Source organism: Paraburkholderia sp. BL9I2N2 (assembly GCF_004339745.1).
Lineage (GTDB): Bacteria > Pseudomonadota > Gammaproteobacteria > Burkholderiales > Burkholderiaceae > Paraburkholderia.
On sequence record NZ_SMGP01000001.1, the window covers coordinates 3,227,513 to 3,249,115 of the forward strand.

General features: G+C 64.3%; 17 protein-coding genes. 11 read left to right on the forward strand and 6 right to left on the reverse strand.

The features are described from left to right. The first annotated feature begins 123 nt into the window (after positions 1 to 123). Positions 124 to 1,104: a helix-turn-helix domain-containing protein gene (locus B0G74_RS14950; protein ID WP_243658188.1), complete on the forward strand. Its 981-nt coding sequence runs from the start codon at positions 124 to 126 to the stop codon at positions 1,102 to 1,104. 396 nt (positions 1,105 to 1,500) lie between these two features. Here the strand turns inward: B0G74_RS14950 and ppa are convergent, their stop codons facing one another. Next, positions 1,501 to 2,028 carry an inorganic diphosphatase gene (gene ppa / locus B0G74_RS14955; protein ID WP_132375596.1) on the reverse strand — a complete coding sequence of 176 codons (528 nt, stop codon included), beginning with the start codon at positions 2,026 to 2,028 and terminating at the stop codon, positions 1,501 to 1,503. 252 nt (positions 2,029 to 2,280) lie between these two features. Here ppa and B0G74_RS14960 point away from each other — a divergent pair, with 252 nt between their 5' ends. The 3 genes from B0G74_RS14960 (at position 2,281) to B0G74_RS14970 (ending at position 5,997) form a co-directional block, all read left to right on the forward strand. After that, a complete protein-coding gene (locus B0G74_RS14960) occupies positions 2,281 to 3,720 on the forward strand; it encodes an aldehyde dehydrogenase family protein (protein WP_132375597.1) in 1,440 nt (479 codons plus the stop codon). A 43-nt stretch (positions 3,721 to 3,763) separates the two neighbouring features. Beyond that, positions 3,764 to 4,522, forward strand: a complete 759-nt coding sequence (locus B0G74_RS14965; RefSeq protein ID WP_132375598.1) for an SDR family oxidoreductase — start codon at positions 3,764 to 3,766, stop codon at positions 4,520 to 4,522. Between the two features lie 155 nt (positions 4,523 to 4,677). Further along, the gene (locus B0G74_RS14970) at positions 4,678 to 5,997 is read left to right on the forward strand and encodes an MFS transporter (RefSeq protein WP_132375600.1); all 1,320 of its coding nucleotides are present in this window, start codon (positions 4,678 to 4,680) and stop codon (positions 5,995 to 5,997) included. Positions 5,998 to 6,369: 372 nt separating this feature from the next. Here the strand turns inward: B0G74_RS14970 and B0G74_RS14975 are convergent, their stop codons facing one another. Genes B0G74_RS14975 through hemC form a run of 3 tightly spaced genes read right to left on the reverse strand, consistent with a single transcriptional unit; the run spans position 6,370 to position 10,609 of the window. Continuing rightward, positions 6,370 to 7,560, reverse strand: a complete 1,191-nt coding sequence (locus tag B0G74_RS14975) for a heme biosynthesis protein HemY (RefSeq protein ID WP_132375602.1) — start codon at positions 7,558 to 7,560, stop codon at positions 6,370 to 6,372. Positions 7,561 to 7,562: 2 nt separating this feature from the next. Continuing rightward, positions 7,563 to 9,581 (reverse strand): fused uroporphyrinogen-III synthase HemD/membrane protein HemX, encoded by a 2,019-nt coding sequence (gene hemDX, locus B0G74_RS14980; protein WP_132375604.1) that lies wholly within the window; start codon positions 9,579 to 9,581, stop codon positions 7,563 to 7,565. Then, positions 9,581 to 10,609, reverse strand: coding sequence for a hydroxymethylbilane synthase (hemC, locus tag B0G74_RS14985; RefSeq protein WP_132375606.1), 1,029 nt, complete (start codon positions 10,607 to 10,609; stop codon positions 9,581 to 9,583). The genes hemDX and hemC overlap by 1 nt, the downstream gene beginning before the upstream one ends. A 413-nt stretch (positions 10,610 to 11,022) precedes the next feature. Between hemC and ppc the strand changes: the two genes are divergently transcribed. After that, the gene (gene ppc, locus B0G74_RS14990; protein WP_132375608.1) at positions 11,023 to 14,232 is read left to right on the forward strand and encodes a phosphoenolpyruvate carboxylase; all 3,210 of its coding nucleotides are present in this window, start codon (positions 11,023 to 11,025) and stop codon (positions 14,230 to 14,232) included. Between the two features lie 74 nt (positions 14,233 to 14,306). Here ppc and B0G74_RS14995 read toward each other — a convergent pair whose 3' ends face one another. Continuing rightward, positions 14,307 to 15,059 carry a class I SAM-dependent methyltransferase gene (locus tag B0G74_RS14995; RefSeq protein ID WP_132375610.1) on the reverse strand — a complete coding sequence of 251 codons (753 nt, stop codon included), beginning with the start codon at positions 15,057 to 15,059 and terminating at the stop codon, positions 14,307 to 14,309. A 153-nt stretch (positions 15,060 to 15,212) separates the two neighbouring features. Between B0G74_RS14995 and B0G74_RS15000 the strand changes: the two genes are divergently transcribed. From B0G74_RS15000 to B0G74_RS15020, 5 genes are all read left to right on the forward strand, one after another. After that, entirely contained in the window at positions 15,213 to 16,025 is an 813-nt protein-coding gene (locus B0G74_RS15000; RefSeq protein WP_132375612.1) for a helix-turn-helix transcriptional regulator, read from the forward strand. Positions 16,026 to 16,332: 307 nt separating this feature from the next. Next, entirely contained in the window at positions 16,333 to 17,739 is a 1,407-nt protein-coding gene (argH, locus tag B0G74_RS15005) for an argininosuccinate lyase (RefSeq protein ID WP_132375614.1), read from the forward strand. A 375-nt stretch (positions 17,740 to 18,114) separates the two neighbouring features. Beyond that, positions 18,115 to 18,621, forward strand: a complete 507-nt coding sequence (locus tag B0G74_RS15010) for a TonB family protein (RefSeq protein WP_132375616.1) — start codon at positions 18,115 to 18,117, stop codon at positions 18,619 to 18,621. Between the two features lie 489 nt (positions 18,622 to 19,110). Next, entirely contained in the window at positions 19,111 to 20,418 is a 1,308-nt protein-coding gene (locus tag B0G74_RS15015) for an MFS transporter (RefSeq protein ID WP_132375618.1), read from the forward strand. A 214-nt stretch (positions 20,419 to 20,632) separates the two neighbouring features. Next, the gene (locus tag B0G74_RS15020; protein ID WP_132375620.1) at positions 20,633 to 20,812 is read left to right on the forward strand and encodes a hypothetical protein; all 180 of its coding nucleotides are present in this window, start codon (positions 20,633 to 20,635) and stop codon (positions 20,810 to 20,812) included. Between the two features lie 54 nt (positions 20,813 to 20,866). Here the strand turns inward: B0G74_RS15020 and B0G74_RS47445 are convergent, their stop codons facing one another. Further along, positions 20,867 to 21,001: a hypothetical protein gene (locus B0G74_RS47445; protein ID WP_012432108.1), complete on the reverse strand. Its 135-nt coding sequence runs from the start codon at positions 20,999 to 21,001 to the stop codon at positions 20,867 to 20,869. A gap of 116 nt (positions 21,002 to 21,117) precedes the next feature. Between B0G74_RS47445 and B0G74_RS45760 the strand changes: the two genes are divergently transcribed. Further along, entirely contained in the window at positions 21,118 to 21,255 is a 138-nt protein-coding gene (locus tag B0G74_RS45760) for a hypothetical protein (protein ID WP_165923859.1), read from the forward strand. Positions 21,256 to 21,603 lie beyond the last annotated feature (348 nt).

Sequence of the window (21,603 nt, forward strand, 5' to 3'; positions counted from 1 at the left end):
GCGACTCATCCGGCGTAAATGACTGTTTTTGGATGATTTGTGCCAGAATTGCGTGTTGGTCGGAGACTCAAGTAGGAGGCATTCATGAGGAATCGGACGAAGCCGAAAGACCCTCGCGCGGGAATGTCAACGAAACGGGTCGTCATTCTGGGTTTGCCGCCAGTTGACGCTCTCGACGTCATTGGCCCCGCAGAGGTCTTCGCATTCGCGAACAAGCTGCAAGCTGGCCAGCGCGCGCCGTACGACCTTCAGCTGGTCAGCGCGGGAGCTGATGTGTTCATGGACAGCGAATCGGGAATTGGTCTTCGGGGACACCGCACGCTCGAACAGGAACGCAGAGAAAACAAGCCCATCGACACCTTGATGGTCGCCACGGGGTTTCAACCCATCGAGCAGCTACACCCCGCTGCCATAGCCTGGATTTCAACCCGGGCTGCGACGATACGGCGGGTGTGCTCGATATGTGTTGGCGCCTTCGCCCTCGCTGACGCGGGGCTTTTAGATGGCCGACGCGCAACAACGCATTGGGCCATGGCCCCTCGCCTTGCCGAGCGCTACCCCCTGGTGCAGGTCGACCCCGCGCCGATATGGGTGAAGGACGACAACGTGTACACGTCCGCGGGAATTTCTTCAGGGATAGACTTAGCTCTTGCTCTCGTCGGCGAAGACCTGGGAAATAGCGTTGCGCTGGAAATTGCAAAAAATCTGGTTCTCTTTTTGCGTCGCCCGGGCGGACAGGCTCAGTTCAGTGCCTCCCTTCGTTCGCAGCACGTTGCTGACTCAAAGCTGGCCAAGCTATGCCTCTGGATAAGCGAGCACCTTGATTCGGACCTGACGGTAGAGATGCTGGCTGACCAGATGGCCACAAGTGTCAGGACATTGATACGCACGTTCGAGCGAGAGTTGAGAACGACGCCCGCAAAGTACGTCGAGGACGTTCGGCTCGAAGCAATCTGCCGTGCGCTCGAACTGGGCGAACGGTCGATGGAGACTCTTGCACGTCGATTCGGTTACCGCAGCGTCGACGTGTTAAGGAAGGCCTTCGTGCGGCGCTTCGAGATAAGCCCGCGCGAATACGCAGAACGCTTCCTGGTAGTTACATGATGGCTGCGGCGCGGTCACGGTTGCCTGGCGGCTCGCCTTCCATCGCAGCCAGCACCGGGGTTGAGCTCATCTCAACGGCTACGAAGCGACAAGGATGCCTACGCCGCCAACGACCAGTCAAAAATAATGCCATGCGAAACCGGGGCCGTATTTGTTACACGTTGGGTTTCAACCGCTTTAGCATCGTGCTAGCCAGCGGCAGGCAGGCGGCCATTCACAAGGGTTTACACCTGGATATAAAAATGGCTTCGGTTCATCCTCTCGATGCACTGCGTCCATGTGTCCACACTCGGGACCAGGCGGCACGCGACGCCCTCGTGTTTCGACAAGCCATGAAAAAACCGCGCGGCCTTCGCAGGCTCGCGCGGTTTTTCTGTCCATCAAACGTGACGCAGCTTACTTCTTGTAGTTCGCCGCGCCTTCGGTGATTTCCTTGTGCGCGGCGTCGATGCCCGCCCAGCCGTCGACCTTCACCCACTTGCCCTTCTCGAGCGCCTTGTATTGCTCGAAGAAGTGCTTGATCTGGTCTTTCAGGTACGCCGGGACGTCGTCGATCGACTTCAGGTCGGCGGTCATCGGGCAGACCTTGTCGTGCGCGACGGCGACCAGCTTCGCGTCGACGCCGGATTCGTCGGTCATTTGCAGCATGCCGAGTGCGCGGGCACGCACCACCGAGCCAGCCAACAGCGGGAACGGCGTGATGACCAGCACGTCGACCGGATCGCCGTCGCCCGACAGCGTTTGCGGAATGTAGCCGTAATTCGCCGGATAGCGCATGCCCGTGCTGATGAAACGGTCGACGTGGAGCAGGCCCGTTTCCTTATCCGCTTCGTACTTCACCGGATCGCTTTGCGCCGGGATTTCGATGATGACGTTGAAATCTTGCGGAAGGTCTTTGCCTGCGGGGACGTGATTGAAGCTCATGAGCGCTCTCTGATCAGGATGGAATTCGGAACACGGCGCGCGGTGCGGCCACTCGAACGGCATGCATCGTGAAACTCGCCTCGAGCGCCGGCGCCGCGGCCGGACAGTGCGGAATACGCCATTATAGCCAATCGGCCGATGGCATCCCGCGTAGGATCGGCGCGATAATCATCTGGCGTCTCTCGATTGTGCCTCTCGTTTGTGAACACCACGCAGCCGCAACGCGGCCGCGTGACACCTCAAGGAGCATGCATGGAAGAAGCCCGACACTTCATCGGCGGCGAGTGGTCCGCCGCCTCAGGCGGCGAGACGATCGCCGTGCTCGATCCCTCGGACGGTCAGCCCTTCACCCAGTTGGCACGCGGCACCGCGGCGGATATCGACGCCGCCGTGCGCGCCGCGCGCCGCGCCTTCGAAGGCGCGTGGGGCGAGGCGAGCGCCGCCGAACGCGGCCGCGTGCTGTACCGGCTGTCCATGCTGGTCGCCGCGCGCCAGGAAGAACTCGCCCTGCTCGAAGCCCGCGACACCGGCAAGCCGCTCAAGCAGGCGCGCGCCGATTCGGCCGCCCTCGTCCGCTATTTCGAGTTCTACGCCGGCGCGGCGGACAAACTGCACGGCGAAACGCTGCCTTACCAGACCGGCTACACGGTGCTCACGATCCGCGAGCCGCACGGCGTGACCGGCCATATCGTGCCGTGGAATTACCCCATGCAGATTTTCGGCCGCAGCGTGGGCGCGGCGCTCGCCACCGGCAACGCATGCGTCGTCAAACCGGCCGAAGATGCGTGTCTGTCCGTGTTGCGCGTCGCCGAACTGGCCGCCGAGGCGGGTCTGCCTGCCGGCGCGCTGAATATCGTCACCGGCTACGGGCATGAAGCGGGCGCGGCGCTCGCACGGCACCCCGGCATCGATCACATTTCGTTCACCGGGTCGCCGGAAACCGGCAAGCTCGTCACGCAGATGGCCGCCGAGAATCACGTACCGGTCACGCTGGAACTGGGCGGCAAGTCGCCGCAAATCGTCTTCGCCGACGCGGACCTCGACGCGGCGCTGCCCGTGCTGGTGTCGGCGATCGTGCAGAACGCGGGACAAACCTGCTCGGCGGGCAGCCGCGTGCTGATCGACCGCGCTATATACGAACCCTTGCTAGACCGGCTGAGCGGCGCGTTTCAAGCATTGCGCGTGGGCCCCTCGCAGGCCGATCTCGACTGCGGGCCGCTGATCAGCGCGAAACAGCAGCGGCGCGTGTGGGATTTCCTCTCCGACGCGCAACACGACGGTATCGCCATGGCGGCGCACGGCGAGGTGATTCCCGAAGCGCCGGAAAGCGGCTTCTATCAGGCGCCGACGCTGCTGCGCGATGTGCCCGCCAGCCACCGCGTCGCCCGTGACGAAGTGTTCGGACCCGTCCTCGCCGCCATGTCCTTCAGCGACGAAGACGAAGCGCTGGCGCTGGCCAACGGCACGCCGTTCGGCCTCGTCGCCGGCATCTGGACGCGCGACGGCGGCCGGCAGATGCGGCTCGCGCGCCGCCTGCGCTCTGGTCAAGTGTTCATCAACAACTATGGCGCGGGCGGCGGCGTCGAATTGCCGTTCGGCGGCGTCAAGCATTCGGGCCACGGCCGCGAAAAGGGCTTCGAGGCGCTGTACGGCTTCACGGTGCTGAAAACCATCGCGATCCGGCACGGTTAGTCGAGCATACGTATCACCATCCACAACAAACAGCGGAGACATCATGCGGTTGACAGGTAAAACAGCCATCGTCACGGGTGGCGGCTCGGGTTTCGGCGAAGGCATTGCGAAGACCTACGCGCGCGAAGGCGCGAACGTCGTGGTCAACGATCTGAACGGCCCGGCCGCCGAGCGCGTGGCGAGTGAAATCGCGCTGGCCGGCGGCAAGGCCATCGCGGTAGCAGGCAACGTCGCCCAGCGCGACGACTGGCAAAAACTGCGCGAAGCCGCGCTCGAAGACTTCGGCAGCGTGCAGATCGTCGTCAACAACGCCGGCACCACGCATCGCAACAAGCCGGTGCTGGAAGTGACGGAAGCCGAATTCGACCGCGTCTACGCGGTGAACGTGAAAAGCATCTACTGGAGCGTGCAGGAATTCGTGCCGTATTTCCGCGAGCAAGGCGGCGGCTGCTTCATCAATATCGCGTCCACGGCGGGAGTGCGGCCGCGCCCTGGGCTGGTCTGGTACAACGGCAGCAAAGGCGCGGTGATTATCGCGAGCAAGTCGCTGGCGGTCGAACTGGGTCCGGACCGCATTCGGGTGAACTGCGTGAATCCGGTGATCGGCGAGACGGCGCTGCTGTCCGAATTCATGGGCGTTGAGGATACGCCGGAGAATCGTCAGCGCTTTCTCGCCGGCATTCCGCTCGGGCGTTTCTCGACGCCGCAGGACATCGCCAACGCCGCGCTCTATCTGGCTTCGGACGAGGCGGAGTTCATCACCGGCGTGTGTCTTGAAGTAGACGGCGGGCGCTGCGTGTAGCGCCGCGCCGCATCCGGTCTGCGAGGGTTTCGCGTGCAGCGGCCCTCGCCGCAGTCAGTGTTTTCCCCCGGTATCGATTCGTCGTGCAAACCACTGAGCGCGGATAGAATCGATCGACAGCGGTACTTCAATTCCACAAGAAAAGAGGAGACACCATGGCTAGTCCCGCAAATCCGCTCCACCATCCCGGCGCGGGTGCGCCGCCTTCCACCTTCGAAGAGGCGACCTACCGCAAGGTCACCTGGCGGCTCGCGCCGCTGTTGATGCTCTGTTACGTGGTCGCGTATCTCGATCGCGTCAACGTCGGTTTCGCCAAGCTGCAAATGACCAGCGATCTCGGTCTGAGCGACGCGGTCTACGGTTTCGGCGCGGGGATTTTCTTTCTCGGCTATTTCATCTTCGAAATTCCGAGCAATGTGATCCTGCATAAAGTCGGCGCACGCGTGTGGATCGCGCGGATCATGGTGTCGTGGGGCGTGATCTCCATGCTGACCATGTTCGTCACTACGCCGACCATGTTCTACGTGATGCGCTTCCTGCTCGGTCTCGCAGAAGCGGGATTTTTCCCCGGCATCATTCTGTATCTCACCTACTGGTATCCGTCGCACCGGCGCGGCCGCATGACCACCTGGTTCATGACGGCGATCGCGCTGTCGGGCGTGATCGGCGGTCCGGTGTCGGGTTATATCCTGAAGAGCTTCGACGGCGTGAACGGCTGGCATGGCTGGCAGTGGCTGTTTCTGCTCGAAGGGATTCCTTCGGTGATCGTCGGCATCATGGTGTTCGTCATGCTGGACGATCGTATCTCGAAGGCGAAGTGGCTCACCAAGGAAGAGCAGCAATTGCTCGAACGCCACGTCTCCGCCGAAGAAGCCACCAAGCACGACATGCCGATTCGCCAGGTGCTCACGAGCGGCCGCGTGCTGATGCTGAGCCTCACGTATTTCTCGTTCGTGATGGGTCTGTATGGCGTGAGCTTCTGGCTGCCGACCATCATCAAGGCGACCGGCGTGACGGATGCGTTCATGATCGGCCTGCTCTCGGCGGTGCCGTTCGCTGCCGCTGTGGTCGCAATGGTGTTCGTGTCGCGCAGTGCGGACCGCAAGCGGGAGCGGCGCTGGCATATTGCGTTGCCGGCGTTCGCGGGCGCAATCGGGCTCGTGCTGTCGGTCGTGTGGGCGCACAACACCGTGCTGGCGATGGCGTCGCTCACGCTCGCGACCATGGGCATTCTGACCACGCTGCCGCTGTTCTGGAGCCTGCCGACAGCGATTCTGGCGGGCACGGGCGCCGCTGCCGGCATCGCCATGATCAATTCGATCGGCAATCTGGCGGGTTTTCTCAGCCCGTATGCGGTGGGCTGGCTCAAACAGGTGACAGCCGCGAACGACTCCGGCATGTATATGCTGGCGGCGTTCCTGGTGCTTGGCGGTCTGCTGGCGATCAGCGTGCCGGCGAAGATGGTTAATAAGTGAGAGGGAGGCGCGGGCCTTGGCAGTGATCTACTGCTGAGGCTTTGCGTTGGTGTGCGAAGGAGCGACCACTTCATCGCTGAATATGGTGGTTTCGACAAATGTTGGCCGACTACTGCCGAGGGCGTGGGCGGTAGTCGGCCAGCAAGAGACAGTCGGCACATCGCGTCGAACGGCTGAGTTCCATACAAGGCAAACGGTCCCATCAGTCCGGGGCGGACTAAGCGATCAAATCAAGCATCACCGAACAGGCACAGCAGGAAGCACGAATAAAAAATGGCCGCAGCATCCGCTGCGGCCATCAACTCATCAACCAGCAACTTCAAAGTCTCAAAGCAGCGCTTCAAGAACCACACACGCGCCGCTCAAAAACCCTCAAACGATATTCATCGCCAACGCACTTTCACGATAATGCTGGCTCGCCTTATCCGCATCGCCGAGTTGCTCGTGCAAACGCGCCAATGCACGATGCGAGCGAATCCTCAGCGTCTCGTTGTCCGCGAGCTTCAATGCGCGCTCAAGGAACGACTGCGCCTTGCCCCACAGTTGCTGATGCAGGCACAAGCGGCCTAGCGCAAACATCAGGTCGGCATCTTCCGGACGATCCTTCTGCCACGCTTCGGCCTTCTGAATCAGCGGCAACGCGTCGCCGCCAGCCGTATCCGGATAGCGGCGCAGCAAGCGCGCGTCCCAGTTTTGCGCCAGCGCTTCCTCGACGATCTTGCGCGCTTCCTGCGGACGGTTCAGCGCCACCAGCAGTTCGGCCGCGAGATCCGCGAGACGCGGCGAATGACGCTCGGTGGGCGACAGCGAATTCCACAACTCCAGCAACGCATCGGCATTGTGACGCCGGTCACGCAGCAGGTTTTCCGCCGCGAGTTGGCGCAAGCGCACCGCCACAGCCGGATGAATCGCTTCGCGTTTTTCCAGCATCTTGACGAGCTTGAGCACTTCACTCCAGTTCTTCAATTGCTGTTGCGCGCGCAACATGATCTGCTGCGCGTGAATGCGCCGCGCGCCCTGTGACTGCATTTCGGTCAGCGCCGTCAGCGCGCCGTCCGCGTCACGGCCATCGGCGCGCATGTCGGCGGTGGCCATCAGGCGTGCGTCCTGCCAGTCGGCCTCGTTGATCTGCGCGAGCCACTCGTCGCGCCGCGCATATTCATGCATGCGATGCGCCGCGGTGGCCGCGATCAAACCCGCCGCGCCCTTGTTATCACCATTCGCGAGCGCGTCTTTGGCGGCTTTCTCAGCACGCGAAAAACGCCCCGCGTACAGATTGCCGATCGCGTCACGCAGCGCGGCATGCGCTTTCGCGACACGCGAGCGCGCGCGATAAGCGGCCACACGTTGCGGCATGCGCCAGATATTGCGGAAGATGCGCAGCAGTGCATACATCAGAATGAACAACACCACCAGCCCGACCACGAACAGATTCAACGACATGTCGACGCGGTACGGCGGATAGATCAGCAGCACCTGCCCCATGTCGAAGCGTCCGACCACCGCCAGCACCACCGCGATGGCGAACAGCAACGCAAGCCATAGAAGTCCCCGGATCGCCATGATTAACCTCGGCTCCGGTATTGATTGACGGCCTGCAGGCTCGTGTTCAGATTCGGCAGTTCAACCGCGGCCGAGCCCGCCTCCACCTGCTTGACGAGATCGGTCACGGTTTGCGTCTTCTTCGACGAGTTGTCGAAGTAACGCGTGAGCGCATTCTCCGCCGCCTGCAGGTCGGACTTCAGCGTGGTCTCGTTGCGCGAGAGCAAGGCGAGACGCGCCGACAGCAAACGCAGCTTGAGATTCTCGCGTACGAAGTAGCCCTCGTCGGGCGTGACCAGCATCGCGTCGGCATTGTCGATGCGGCGCACCTGCACGAGGCTCGTCAACTGCTGGCCGATGCCGGTGGTCACTTCACGCCACCACACCTTCCAGCGCGGCTCGCCGGTGGCCGCGGCCACCTTGGCCGTGTCGGCCCACGTCGCGGCTTGCGGCGTGGCATGGGCGATCGGTGCTTCGCCCGAGAGCGGCAGGCTGTCGACCTGGTCGATCGCGTTGTCGAGCTTGATGGCCATGCCCGTGAGATCGGTGGAAGGCGCGGCCTTCAGCTTGTCGATGTCTTGCGCGATCGCCTTGCGCACGGTGACCGCCTGCGGGCTGTCCGAGGCGGCGAGACGCGTGTCGGCGCTTTGCAGCGCGAACAGCGCGAGCTGCGTGTTGCCGGTGAGCTGCAACTGCTGGCTGGCGGCGGAGAGCATCTGGCCGACTTCGGCAAGGGTCCAGTCGTCGCGATTGCGCGCAAGATCCGCGTATTGCTGCTGCAGCGCCTGCTGCCCGGCCTGCGCATCGGCGAGCTTGCCTTCGAGTTGCGCGACCTGCGAGTCCGACTGATGCACGGTGGCGAGCGCCTGTTCCGTCTTGATGCGCAGCTCGTTGGTCTGCGTGTCGTTGGCTTGCTGGCGCTGCACGATCTGCTGCTCGGTGCGCTCCACCTTGCGATTGAGCGCATAGCCGCCCACGCCCGCGGCACAAGCAATGATCACGACGACAAACCACAGCAGCGGTCCGCTCGCGCTATGGCGCTTTTGCGCTTCGTAGGGCGTGAAGGGTTGATTCGGCGGCAACGCAGTGGTCGCGGCCGGCTGGGGTGAAGCGTTCGTGGATGCGTTCGTTTCAGTCATGCGTGATTTAGCCGGTGAATGAGCCGGGTTGGACGGTACCGGTTGGACTACGGTCGGGACGGCGGCAATCAGCGCGCGGGCAATGCGCTCATCGCCCGCGCCGGACACCGTAATGCTATCAAAACCCAATGCCCGCGCGGTCTGCGCGATACGGGGATGCGGCGTGACGAGCGCGGCGCGTTTGAGCTGCGCGATTTCGTCGGCGGTGAGGTGGTCTTGCGCCAGCTCGTGCAGATTGCGCACGCCTTCGGAACTGGTGAGTAGCCAGACGTGCGGCACGCCCGCGAGCAACTCGTGCACGCGCGCCCAGCCGCCGATCGACGGCTCCGGCACGAGGCGGCGGTACGCCGCGACGGTGTCGACTTCGGCACCGGCTTCGCGCAGCCGGTCGGCGAGCCACTCGCGGCCGCCGTCACCGCGTACGATCAGCACACGCTTGCCTTCGAGGCTGGTCGCGTCGAGCGCGCTGTCGATCGCCGCAAAGAGACCTTCGGAATCGAAGCGAGCGGTGTCTTCATCCGCGCCGGACGGCGGACTGATCACCTTGTAGGCAGGTGCGGCCACGCCGTGGCGCGCCAGCGCCTGCACGCTGCCCGGCCCGACGACGCCGATCGGCAGCGCATGCGGCCAGATCGCATCGCTGCGGGCAAACGCGTGATCGACGGCATTCGGCGACACGAACACGACGAGCGCATAGCGTTCGAGCGAGGCCAACGCGGCGCGCAACGGCGCCTCGTCGGTGACGGGCGCGATGTCTATCAGCGGAAAGTCGAGCGTGGCGATGCCGGCCGCGGCGAGTCGCGCGATCAGTTCGTTCGACTGACCGGCCGGTCGCGTAATCACGACCGTGAACGCCGCCTTGTCGACGGATGGGGATGTGTTGCCGGGGATATCGGCCGCCATCACTCGCCGGTCGCCGCGCTGTCCGGCGCGCCGTCTTGCGCCGTGCCCTGCTTCGCAGCGGCGGGACCGCTGGCGGTGCTGAGCGCGCGAACGATGTCCATCGCGCCTTGCTGTTCGAGCGCGCTCGCCACTTCCTGGCCGAGCGCGACGGCGCGTTCGACGCTGGGCGCGGGCGCCGACGCCTGTGCGCTCAGCACACGCTGCCCGTCGGGCGTGGCGACGATGCCGCGCAGATGCAGCGCGCCGTCGCGCCACATGGCATACGCGGCGAGCGGCACTTCGCAGCTGCCGCCGAGCGCGCGCGAGACCATGCGCTCCGCTTCGACGGCGGCTGCCGTGTGGTCGTGATGCAACGGTGCGAGCCATGCCGCGAGGTCTGCGCGGTCGGCGCGAATCTCGATGCCGAGCGCGCCCTGGCCCGCCGCGGGCAGGCTGTCTTCGGGATCGAGCAGCGCGCGGATGCGCTCGCCCAGACCCAGCCGCTTCAGACCGGCTGCGGCCAGAATGATCGCCGCGTAATCGCCGCGATCGAGTTTCGACAGACGCGTATCAAGGTTGCCGCGCAACGGCCGCACTTCGAGGTGCGGATAACGCATGCGCAGCATGGCCTCGCGGCGCAGGCTGGAGGTGCCGACCACGGCGCCGGCCGGCAGTGCGGCGAGCGAATCGTAGTCGTTGGAGACCAGCGCGTCGCGCGGATCTTCGCGCTCCATGATGGTGGACAGCGCAAAGCCTTCGGGCAATTCCATCGGCACGTCTTTGAGCGAGTGCACGGCGAGGTCGGCGCGGCCGTCGGCGAGCGCGGCTTCAAGTTCCTTCACGAAGAGGCCCTTACCACCAACCTTCGACAAAGTGCGATCGAGAATTTGATCGCCACGTGTTGTCATTCCGAGGATTTTTACGTCACAAGATGGATATAATTTGTGCAGCGCACATCGCACATGCTCCGCTTGCCACATGGCCAGGCGGCTTTCTCGCGACGCAATCACAAGCGTGTGGGGTGGCGTGGAAAACGTCTCGGTGTTCATTAGCTTGCTGATCGAATGACGGGATGTAATAACAAACAATGTTAGCACGCGCCCTTGTGTCTCAAGACGCGGCGGAGCGCCGTGCTGAAGCGGTATCGATGGAGGAGACGGGCTTCGCGCTGCGCGCGCCTGCCCCATCCCAGCCTGTTCACGCACGGTCGTTCGCGCACCGGGCCGCCGCATGCGGGATGATGCAATGCGGCCTGACGTGGCTCAGGTGCCGCAGGTGCCTCGAACAAGTGTCGTGCGGATGCGCGGCACCGTTCAGGCGCACAGTCTCCTCTCAGGCGTATCGCCATCGGCGCATACCGTTTCGCGCGGTTCCCTTTGCAGTTCACGTTGCAGTTCATAGTGCAGTTCCGCAGTAGCAGTTCATCACTCAACAGACCCTGGCTTCCCTGAGGAAACCCATCGTGACGTCTTCCGGATCGGCGCGCCCTGCCCGCCGCAACACTGCATCGCCCAACGCTCGCGCGGCCGACGCCGCCAAGCCCGCCGCCTCTGCCGCCGCCGCTGCTGGGCCGACATCGGCCAAACGCGCCGGCAAACCCGCTCAGGCTGCTCACGCTGCCAAAGCCGGCAAGGCCGCCAAAACCTCCACGCCCGTCAAGACGGACAAGACCGTGAAGGCAGTCAAAACGGATAAGACGACGCAAGCCGCATCCGCCGCCAAGGCGCAAAAGGCCGCCAAGGGCGGCGCCACGAAGATCAAGGTCGTCGCCGACGCGCCGCAAGCGCCCGCGCTGCAGGCTGTGCCAGATGAATCGTCCAGCGCCGCGCCTTCTTCCGCGTCCGCGCCGAAGAACAACGGCCGCACGCGCGAGGACAAGGACCATCCGCTGTTCCAGGACATCCGCTATCTCGGACGCCTGCTCGGCGACGTGCTGCGCGAGCAGGAAGGCGACGCGGTGTTCGACGTCGTCGAAACGATCCGTCAGACCGCCGTGCGCTTTCGCCGCGAAGACGACAGCGCCGCCGCGCAAACGCTCGACAAGAAACTGCGCTCGCTGAGCCCGGAGCAAACGGTCAGCGTGGTGCGCGCGTTCAGCTACTTTTCGCATCTCGCGAACATTGCTGAAGACCGCCACCGCAATCGCCGCCACCGGATTCACGCGCTGGCCGGCTCGACCTCGCAACCGGGCACGATCGCCCACGCGCTCGAGCGGCTCGTCGAGGCCAACGCGGCCGCCACGCCGGTGCTGCAGCAGTTCTTCAACAACGCGTTGATCGTGCCGGTGCTGACCGCGCACCCGACCGAGGTGCAGCGCAAGAGCATTCTCGACGCGCAGCACGACGTCGCGCGTCTGCTCGCCGAACGCGACCAGCAGTTGACCGACCGCGAACGCGCGCACAACGAAGCGATGCTGCGCGCCCGCGTCACGTCGCTGTGGCAAACGCGCATGCTGCGTGATTCGCGCCTTTCCGTGGCCGACGAAATCGAGAACGCGCTGTCGTACTACCGCGCCACCTTCCTCGAAGAAATCCCGGCGCTCTACGCCGATATCGAAGAAGCGCTCACCGAACACGGCATCGACGCGCGCCTGCCGCCGTTCTTCCAGATGGGCAGCTGGATCGGCGGCGACCGCGACGGCAATCCGAACGTTACGGCCGAGACGCTCGAAAACGCGATCACCCGCCAGGCCGCGGTGATCTTCGAGCATTACATGGAGCAGGTGCACAAGCTCGGCGCCGAGTTGTCGGTGTCGAACCTGCTGGCCGGCGCCAGCGACGCCCTGAAGGAACTCGCCGCCGCCTCGCCCGACCAGTCGCCGCATCGCACCGACGAGCCGTATCGCCGGGCATTGATCGGCATGTACACGCGGCTCGCGGCAAGCGCGCGCGTGCGCCTCGGTGAAGGCAGTGTGCCGGTGCGCAGCGCGGGCCGCGGCGCGGCGCCGATACGCGCCAAGCCGTACGGCGATTCGTCCGAATTCGAGCGCGACCTGCACGTGCTGATCGATTCGCTCGCCGAACATCACGGCGCGCCGCTCGCCGCACCGCGTCTGTCACCGCTCGCGCGCGCCGCCGAAGTGTTCGGCTTCCATCTGGCGAGTATCGACTTGCGCCAGAGCTCCGACATTCACGAAGCGGTGATCGCCGAACTGCTCAAGCGCGCGGGCGTCGTAGACGACTACGCGGCGCTCACGGAAGAAGAAAAACTCAAGGTGCTGCTCGCCGAACTGGCGCAGCCGCGTTCGTTGCGCCTGCCATACGCGGAGTACTCCGATCTCGTGAAGAGCGAACTCGGCGTGCTCGAAGAAGCGCGTATCACGCGCGAAAAATTCGGCGCGCGTGCGGTGCGCAACTACATCATCTCGCACACGGAGACCGTGAGCGATCTGGTCGAAGTGATGTTGCTGCAAAAGGAAACCGGCCTGCTGCACGGACGTCTAGGCGATGCGAACGATCCGGCGCAGGCGGGCCTGATGGTGATCCCGCTGTTCGAGACGATCCCCGACTTGCGCAACGCACCGCACATCATGCGCGATCTGATCGCGCTGCCGGGCGTCGACGCGCTGATCGAACATCAGGGCAACGAGCAGGAAGTGATGCTCGGCTATTCGGACAGCAACAAGGACGGCGGCTTCCTCACGTCGAACTGGGAGCTGTACCGCGCCGAACTCGCGCTGGTGTCGCTCTTCAACGAACGCGGCGTGACGCTGCGGCTGTTCCATGGACGCGGAGGCACCGTGGGCCGCGGCGGCGGTCCGACCTATCAGGCGATTCTGTCGCAGCCGCCGGGCACCGTCGACGGCCAGATCCGTTTGACCGAGCAGGGCGAAGTGATCGCGAGCAAGTTCGGCAATCCGGAGATCGGCCGGCGCAATCTGGAGACGGTGGTCGCCGCGACGCTCGAAGCGTCGTTGCTGCCGCACGGCATTGCGCCGGCGCAACTGCCCGCGTTCGAAGAAACGATGCAGCAGTTGTCCGACGCCGCAATGGCGTCCTACCGCGCGCTGGTCTACGAAACGCCGGGCTTCAAGGAGTATTTCTTCGAATCGACGCCGATCGCGGAGATCGCGGAGTTGAACATCGGCAGCCGGCCGGCCTCGCGCAAACTGCAGGACCCGAAGCAGCGCAAGATCGAAGATCTGCGCGCGATTCCGTGGGGCTTCTCATGGGGCCAATGCCGTTTGCTGTTGACCGGCTGGTACGGGTTCGGCAGCGCGGTGGCCGCGCATCTGGACAGCGCGCCGAGCGACGCCGAACGCACGCGCCGTCTCGCGCTGCTGAAGAAAATGCACAAGACGTGGCCGTTCTTCTCGAACCTGCTGTCGAACATGGACATGGTGCTGGCGAAGACCGACCTCGCGGTCGCTTCGCGCTACGCCGCGCTCGTATCCGACAAGAAACTGCGCAAGCACGTGTTCGAGCGGATCGTCGCGGAATGGGAGCGCACGTCGAAGGTGTTGTCGGAGATTACGGGCAAGAGTGAGCGGCTCGCGGAGAACCCGCTGCTCGCGCGTTCGATCAAGAACCGCTTTCCGTATCTCGATCCACTCAATCACTTGCAGGTGGAGTTGCTCAAGCGTCACCGCGGCGGCGACACCAACGCGCGCGTGCGGCGCGGGATTCATTTGAGCATCAACGGGATTGCGGCCGGCTTGCGCAATACAGGCTAAGCGCGAACGCAATTCATCACACGCATTTGAGCACTCAAGCCGTGCGCGACGTAGTTCGTCGCGCACGGCTTTTTTCATTGCGCTTCGATCATCAACGCGTCGAGCTTGAATGAGCCGTCTTCCTGCACGTCGAAGTATTGACGGACTTCATCCGGCGAATTCGCCCACATCGAACGAATCGCCACCACGCGCGGTTCCGGCGTGCGCATGCGCGCCACCCACGAACTGAACTCGATGTTGATGCGCCAACGCTCGCGAATCGATGCCTTGAACCCGGCCGTGGCAAATAACGCGAGCCACTCGTCGGCACGGTAATCGCGAATATGCGAGCCGTCGCGCAATAACTCGATCGCCTGAATGTGCGTGTCGAGCAATGGATGATCGCTGCCGGCGATATCGATGAACAACACCTTGCCGCCCGGCTTGAGCACACGCCGTACTTCGGCGAGCGCGAGCGGCACGTCGTGCCAGTGATGCGCGCTCATCCGGCTGATCACCCAGTCGAACGAATGATCGCCGAACGGCAGCACTTCGGCCGCGCCCTGTTGCGTGCGAATGTTGGCGAGACCGCGCTCCTTCGCTGCGCCTTCCACCGTCGCCAGCATTTGCGGCGCGATGTCGTAGGCGACCACCGCTTTCGCGTGCCGCGCGACCGCGAAACTCGCGTGGCCCGCACCACAACCCATGTCGAGCACCGTCGCATCCGGCGTCGCCGCGATCGATTCGGCCAGCGTCCGCAGATCGGCGCCGGTGGCATGGGTCGGGCTCGTCAAATAGGCGGCGGCGGTCGAGCCGAAGGCGTCGGCGACCTGATCGTGATGCTTCATGGGAGGCTCCGGTTATGTATTCGGGGTAGCGCTGGAAGGCGTTGTGCCGTTCCAAACGCTACAATAGATCCCGCGATGTACCAGTACAAGTTAAGCAATTATTCTGGTATCTCCATTACCTCCCTCCACTTCCGCCGCCTGCCGCCGAACAGAATGACCACGCCGTCTTCCGCCGACAGCCCGCCGCCGCTCGACGCCACCCCGGCCCGCGCGCTCGGCGACTTCATCCGCGCTCACCGCGAGCGGCTCTCGCCGCAAGCGGTCGGCCTGCCGCCGGGGCCGCGCCGCCGCACGCCAGGTTTGCGGCGTGAAGAAGTCGCGCAACTGTGCGGCGTGAGCCCGACCTGGTACACGTGGATCGAACAGGGACGTCCGGTCTCCGCTTCCGCCGACGCCCTCGCGCGCATCGCGGTTGCGTTGCAACTGTCGCGCGCCGAACGGGCTTATCTGTTCGAACTGGCCGCCCAGCGCGACCCGGCGGAACCCGATCCGGCCGCCGCCGACGCGCCCGCCACCCTGCTGGAAACCGTGCAACTCGTGAGCGCGCCGGCCTACGTGCTCGACCGTCAATGGAATGCGCTCGCCTGGAACGAGCGCGCCACGGACCTGTTCGTCGGCTGGCTGGACGGCGCGCACGACCGCAATCTGCTGCGCTACACCTTCACGGAACCGGCCGCACGCGAGCTGATCGTCGATTGGGAAACCCGCGCGCGGCGGCTCGCCGCCGAATTCCGCGCCGACTCGATCCGCCACTTGAATGACGCGCCCACCCGCGCGCTGATCGACTCGCTCACCGCCGCGAGCGACGCGTTCGCGCGCTTCTGGGCCTCGCAGGACGTTGGCGGCCGCGAAGGCGGACGGCGCGAGTTCAATCATCCGCGCGACGGCCGCATCGTGTACGACCAGATCACGTTCAAACCCGCGCATCGCGAGGATCTGAAGCTGGTGGTGCTGGTGCGCGAGTAGGCGTCGGCGGGGCGACGGCCTTGGCGTCACACGCACTCGACCTGCGCGCCCCAGCCGCCATCCGCATCGCCCAACCTGGGCCGTGCCGGCGAGGCGCCGCCCGGGTTCGCGCAAGTTGCCCGTGCGAACTTCGGCTGTGTCGCGTACGAGACTTGAAAGCCTGCCGAGTCTTTCCGGCCCGCGCCCAGTGTTAAAATCCCTGTCTTTCCTCGCTTCGGCGGCACCTTTGCACGGCACGTGCATTCGCGTCGTCAGCGTCGTCAGCCTCCTCACCGCTCGCTCAACTGCCGCTTAACTGCCCAACACCATGACGTCCCAACTGCACAAAAAAGGCGAAGCCTGGTCGGCTCGCTTCTCGGAGCCGATGTCGGAACTCGTCAAACGCTACACGTCGTCGGTTTTCTTCGACAAGCGTCTGGCGCTCGTCGATATCGAAGGGTCGCTCGCGCACGCCTCGATGCTGGCCACGCAGAAGATCATCGCCGCCGACGACCTCGCCGCGATCCAACGCGGCATGGCGCAGATCAAGGGTGAAATCGAGCGAGGCGAGTTCGAGTGGCAACTCGATCTGGAAGACGTGCACCTGAATATCGAAGCGCGCCTGACCGCGCTGATCGGCGACGCCGGCAAGCGCCTGCACACCGGCCGCTCGCGTAACGACCAGGTGGCGACGGATATCCGTTTGTGGCTGCGCGGCGAGATCGACCGGATCGGCGGCTTGCTGACCGAATTGCGCACGGCCCTGCTCGACATGGCGGAGAAAAACGCCTCGACCATCATGCCGGGCTTCACGCACCTGCAAGTGGCGCAGCCGGTCACGTTCGGCCATCACCTGCTCGCTTACGTCGAAATGTTTTCGCGCGACGCCGAGCGCATGATCGATTGCCGCAAGCGTGTGAACCGTTTGCCGCTCGGCGCGGCCGCGCTCGCCGGCACCAGCTATCCGATCGACCGTCACGCGGTGGCGAAGATGCTGGGCTTCGACGGCATCTGCGCGAACTCGCTCGACGCGGTGTCCGACCGTGACTTCGCGATCGAATTCACGGCGGCGTCGGCACTCGTGATGACGCACATCTCACGCTTCTCCGAAGAGCTCGTGCTGTGGATGAGCCCGCGCGTCGGCTTCATCGATCTGGCCGACCGCTTCTGCACCGGTTCGTCGATCATGCCGCAGAAGAAGAACCCGGACGTGCCCGAACTCGCGCGCGGCAAGACCGGCCGTGTGAACGGCCATCTGATCGCGCTGCTGACACTGATGAAGGGCCAGCCGCTCGCGTACAACAAGGACAATCAGGAAGACAAGGAGCCGCTGTTCGACACCGTGGATACGGTCGCGGATACGCTGCGCATCTTCGCTGAAATGGTCGCCGGTATTTCGGTAAAGCCGCAGGCCATGCGCGACGCCGCGCTGCAAGGCTTCTCCACGGCTACCGATCTGGCCGACTACCTGGTCAAGCGCGGCCTGCCGTTCCGCGATGCGCACGAAGCGGTGGCGCTGGCCGTGCGCGTGTGCGCGGATCGCGGCTGCGATCTGGCGGATCTGACGCTCGACGAAATGCGCAAGGAACTGCCGAATGTCGCGCATCTGATCGGCGAAGATGTGTTCTCGTATCTGACGCTGGAAGGGTCGGTGGCGAGCCGGAATCATCCGGGCGGCACGGCGCCGGAGCAGGTGCTTGCAGCGGTTAAGGCGGCACGCGAAGCGTTGAAGTAACAGGTCGCGCTGTGAGCGGTGAGCGCTGAGGCGAGATCACGCGCTCATCGCTTGCTTCTCTCTTGCTCGCAGCTTGTGGATAGAAAGGCGAACTCGTAGTCGGGTTCGCCTTTTGTTTTTTGCGCCGCACGGGCCCGCGTGAACCGCGCCGCGAAAAAGAAAAAGCCCGCGCGAAGCGGGCTAAATGAAAGACTTCCACCGATGCCTCTCGAAAGAGGCCATCAGAGTGTAGGCCCGTTTTCGCCGCGCACCAATTCGCTCATATTTCAGCCTATTACAGATGGTTGGGCCACATATAGCGGGCGAACGCCAATTGATTCCTGGCGGATTTTGACTACCATCAAATTACATCCTGCTCCGAGTTTTTCTCCGACAATGCTCACTCGCACGCGTCACCTTCGCTGCCTGACCGGACGCCGTGTGCGCGGCACGCTGCTCGTTGCTGCGTTGGGCATCGCCATGGCTGGCTGCACCATCACGCCACCGCCAAGCGCGACCGTACCGACGCCCGCGGCCGCCATCAACAGCGCCACACTCGATCAATACCGCGATGCCGTGGCGAGGCGCATCATCGAACGCAATCCGTCTTATGTGCTGCGCGGCACGCCGCAAGCGATGCTGCGCTCGCTGGTGGTGGTGTCGTTCACGGTCGATCGCAACGGCCACGTCGTGGAGTCATCCGTGTATCGCACCAACGGCGACGACGAAGCCGAGAGCACCGCGCTCGCCACCTTGCGGCGCGCCGCACCGCTGCCGCAGCCGCCCGGCAAGTTGCTGAACGGCCGTGGCCAGCTCGAACTGTTCGAAGACTGGCTTTTCAACGACAACGGCAAATTCCAGCTTCGCGAGTTCGCCTCGCCACAAGCGCAAACCATCGACTGAACGCGGTTCGTTTCGTGCAACGCACGCGGCGAGCCCGGCGCCGCCTTGCTGCGGCGTGGCCGCGCTCGTTATAATTTTCCGATTCCCTGCGCCGGATCCTTCCGGCATGGCTCACGCCGCCCGCTCACCCGCGGGCGCGGCAAGAGCCCGATTGCAGCGCCGCCGCGCCATCCGCGAGCGCCGCCTGCTTGAGGCACGATGCGTGCGCCGCTGGCCTGATCGCAAATCATCAAGGCCTCGCACCGCACCGGCCGCTTTACCTTGCTCGCCGCACACGTCACGCGTCCCGCCTGGTTTTTCGCCTGGCAGGAGCGCTTTCGCCAGTTGCCGTTGTAAGCTGTCGCACAGTCGCTCGCGCCGTGCGTGGCCGCCCACCGGCCCGCGACCGACGCGAGGCGCATGAACCTGAACAAAGATGCCGCCCACACACGCGCACCACCGGCTCACGAACCGGGCGCCCAACGGCATCACGACACATGGAGACCCTGCATGTCCACTTCGCCGATTTCCGCGACCCAGCCCAATGCGGCCGGGCAGAACAAGAGTTCGCGGATCATCTTCGCGAGCTTTATCGGCACCGCGATCGAGTTCTACGATTTCTACGTCTATGCGACCGCCGCGGCGCTCGTCATCGGACCGGTGTTTTTCCCGCATGGCTCGGCGACGGCGCAGGCCTTGTCGGCCTTCGTCACGTTCGGCATCGCCTTCGTGGCGCGGCCGATCGGCTCGTTCCTGTTCGGCCACTTCGGCGACCGGATCGGCCGTAAATCGACGCTGGTGGCGTCGCTGCTGGTGATGGGGCTGTCCACCACGCTGATCGGTTTCGTGCCCGGCTACGACTCGATCGGCAGCCTCGCGCCGATCCTGTTGTGCATCTTGCGCTTCGGCCAGGGCATCGGTCTGGGCGGCGAATGGGGCGGCGCGGCGCTGCTCGCCACCGAGAACGCGCCGGCCGGCAAACGCGGCTGGTTCGGCATGTTCCCGCAACTCGGGCCGTCGATCGGCTTTCTGGCTTCCAACGGCCTGTTCTTCGCGCTGGCGCTGTCCTTGAGCGACGAACAATTCCGTAGCTGGGGCTGGCGCGTGCCGTTCCTGGTGAGCGCCGTGCTGGTCGCGCTCGGCTTGTACGTGCGCTTGAAAATCGCCGAGACGCCGGCGTTCCAGGCAGCGATCGACCGTCAGGAACGCGTGAAGGTGCCGATCGCCACACTGCTGTCGCAACACTGGCTGCCGACTTTGCTCGGCGCGCTCGCCATGGTGGTCTGCTACACGCTGTTCTACAACGCCACCACGTTTTCGCTGTCGTACGGCGTCTCCGTGCTGCATATTCCGCGGCCGACGTTCCTCGGCCTGCTGTGCATCGCCGTGGTGTTCATGGCGCTCGCCACGCCGCTGTCGGCCTGGGCCGCCGACCGCTATGGGCGCAAGCCGGTGCTGATCGTCGGCATCATCGCGGCGATCCTGTCGGGCTTCACGATGGCGCCGCTGCTCGGCAGCGGACAGACGTCGCTGGTACTGCTGTTCCTCGTCATCGAACTGTTCCTGATGGGCGTGACCTTCGCGCCGATGGGCGCGCTGCTGCCGGAGTTGTTCCCGACCAACGTGCGCTATACCGGCGCAGGTGTCGCGTACAACCTCGGTGGGATTCTCGGCGCGTCCGTCGCGCCGTATATCGCGCAGATGCTCGCCGCGCGCGGCGGGCTGCCTTGGGTTGGCGCCTATGTGTCGATCGCCGCGGCCGTCAGCATGATCGGCGTGCTGTGCATGCGTGAAACGCGCGACACACAGCTGATGTAACGAGGGGCGCCGATCTCGGCGCCGTGACTCTTCGCTCGACGCGGCCCGGCGCGCGCTTCTCACGCCGCGGCGGCATCGGCCACCTCCCCCCGCCTCCCTGCCGCTTCACGCCCTCCGCTTGCCGAGCATTCCTGAGTAAATTCCCGGCCTTGCGCGTCTTTTTGACATGCCTATACTCGACTCAAATAACCCTATAGGTAACAGGGAGGCACGGATGAACGTTCATCTTCACAACGCGGATGTCGTGATGATCATTGCGCTGGCGCTGCTCTGTTCGCTGTTGCTTGCATTGCGCTTTCGGCCGGCGACGTGGAAAGGCATCGTCGTGGAAGCGCTGGCTGCGAATGCCGCTGCCATCGCCGCGGTCGTCGCGTTTGAAATGCTGCTGGCCTGACTGACGGTCAGCACCGCGGCGCCCTCATAGGCGCCGCGGCTTCAACTGGAACCATTAACGGTAGTAATAGCCGCCGTGATGGTAGTAACCACCGCCGCCGTAGTAGCCCGGTGCCGGCGCGACGATACAACCGCCAAGTGCCGTTGCGAGTAGCGTGCCTGCGATCAGGCTCAAGATTAAGCGTTTCATATTTGTTCTCCGTCGAGTCAGATTCATTCGAGCCGAAACCCCGAATGACTCGATTGAACACGACGGCGCCTTGCGCGAGCGTTGCCATTTGTAAGGGAAGATCACCGAGGTGTTACATGATCGACGCGCGCGACACGCTGCGTCCTGCGGGCGATCACGACGAATTCACATCAGAGGAAAACACCGCCTATACTGGTTTGAACGTGTCGGTCCGGCGCGTGCCTTGCTGGCGGCGCATGCGCGGTGCAAGGTAAAAATGCCGGATAGTGTGCCTACGAATGCGCGCACCGCGCCGGCGCCTTTGGCGACATGGAAAATGGGCGAGTAGCCAATTAGGCGCTCAACGAAAAGCGACAGATTTAACAGGCGTGTAATGCGCGACGCCTTTTTTGGATCCGCGGCTGTGGGGAAGCCGAAGTGCCGCACGAAACCGTGCGGACATTCGCACCCATACCCGGCAGATGGACCAGAGATGAACCCGGCGGACCGCCAGGCGGCGGCCGTCGCGTCAGCACTGAGCGCGTGTGCGTTGTCACCGCTCAGTGCGTAGCCGGATGTGTTGTTTGCAACGATTCCTCTCCGCCCGCTGTTCCCCGACACGG

Excerpts from the sequence above, each read along its gene's own strand:
- B0G74_RS14950 (WP_243658188.1), top strand. The coding sequence starts at position 124 with ATGTCAACGAAACGGGTCGTCATTCTGGGTTTGCCGCCAGTTGACGCT.
- ppa (WP_132375596.1), bottom strand. The coding sequence starts at position 2,028 with ATGAGCTTCAATCACGTCCCCGCAGGCAAAGACCTTCCGCAAGATTTC.
- B0G74_RS14960 (WP_132375597.1), top strand. The coding sequence starts at position 2,281 with ATGGAAGAAGCCCGACACTTCATCGGCGGCGAGTGGTCCGCCGCCTCA.
- B0G74_RS14965 (WP_132375598.1), top strand. The coding sequence starts at position 3,764 with ATGCGGTTGACAGGTAAAACAGCCATCGTCACGGGTGGCGGCTCGGGT.
- B0G74_RS14970 (WP_132375600.1), top strand. The coding sequence starts at position 4,678 with ATGGCTAGTCCCGCAAATCCGCTCCACCATCCCGGCGCGGGTGCGCCG.
- B0G74_RS14975 (WP_132375602.1), bottom strand. The coding sequence starts at position 7,560 with ATGGCGATCCGGGGACTTCTATGGCTTGCGTTGCTGTTCGCCATCGCG.
- hemDX (WP_132375604.1), bottom strand. The coding sequence starts at position 9,581 with ATGGCGGCCGATATCCCCGGCAACACATCCCCATCCGTCGACAAGGCG.
- hemC (WP_132375606.1), bottom strand. The coding sequence starts at position 10,609 with ATGAACACCGAGACGTTTTCCACGCCACCCCACACGCTTGTGATTGCG.
- B0G74_RS14995 (WP_132375610.1), bottom strand. The coding sequence starts at position 15,059 with ATGAAGCATCACGATCAGGTCGCCGACGCCTTCGGCTCGACCGCCGCC.
- B0G74_RS15000 (WP_132375612.1), top strand. The coding sequence starts at position 15,213 with ATGACCACGCCGTCTTCCGCCGACAGCCCGCCGCCGCTCGACGCCACC.
- argH (WP_132375614.1), top strand. The coding sequence starts at position 16,333 with ATGACGTCCCAACTGCACAAAAAAGGCGAAGCCTGGTCGGCTCGCTTC.
- B0G74_RS15010 (WP_132375616.1), top strand. The coding sequence starts at position 18,115 with ATGCTCACTCGCACGCGTCACCTTCGCTGCCTGACCGGACGCCGTGTG.
- B0G74_RS15015 (WP_132375618.1), top strand. The coding sequence starts at position 19,111 with ATGTCCACTTCGCCGATTTCCGCGACCCAGCCCAATGCGGCCGGGCAG.
- B0G74_RS15020 (WP_132375620.1), top strand. The coding sequence starts at position 20,633 with ATGAACGTTCATCTTCACAACGCGGATGTCGTGATGATCATTGCGCTG.
- B0G74_RS47445 (WP_012432108.1), bottom strand. The coding sequence starts at position 21,001 with ATGAAACGCTTAATCTTGAGCCTGATCGCAGGCACGCTACTCGCAACG.
- B0G74_RS45760 (WP_165923859.1), top strand. The coding sequence starts at position 21,118 with ATGATCGACGCGCGCGACACGCTGCGTCCTGCGGGCGATCACGACGAA.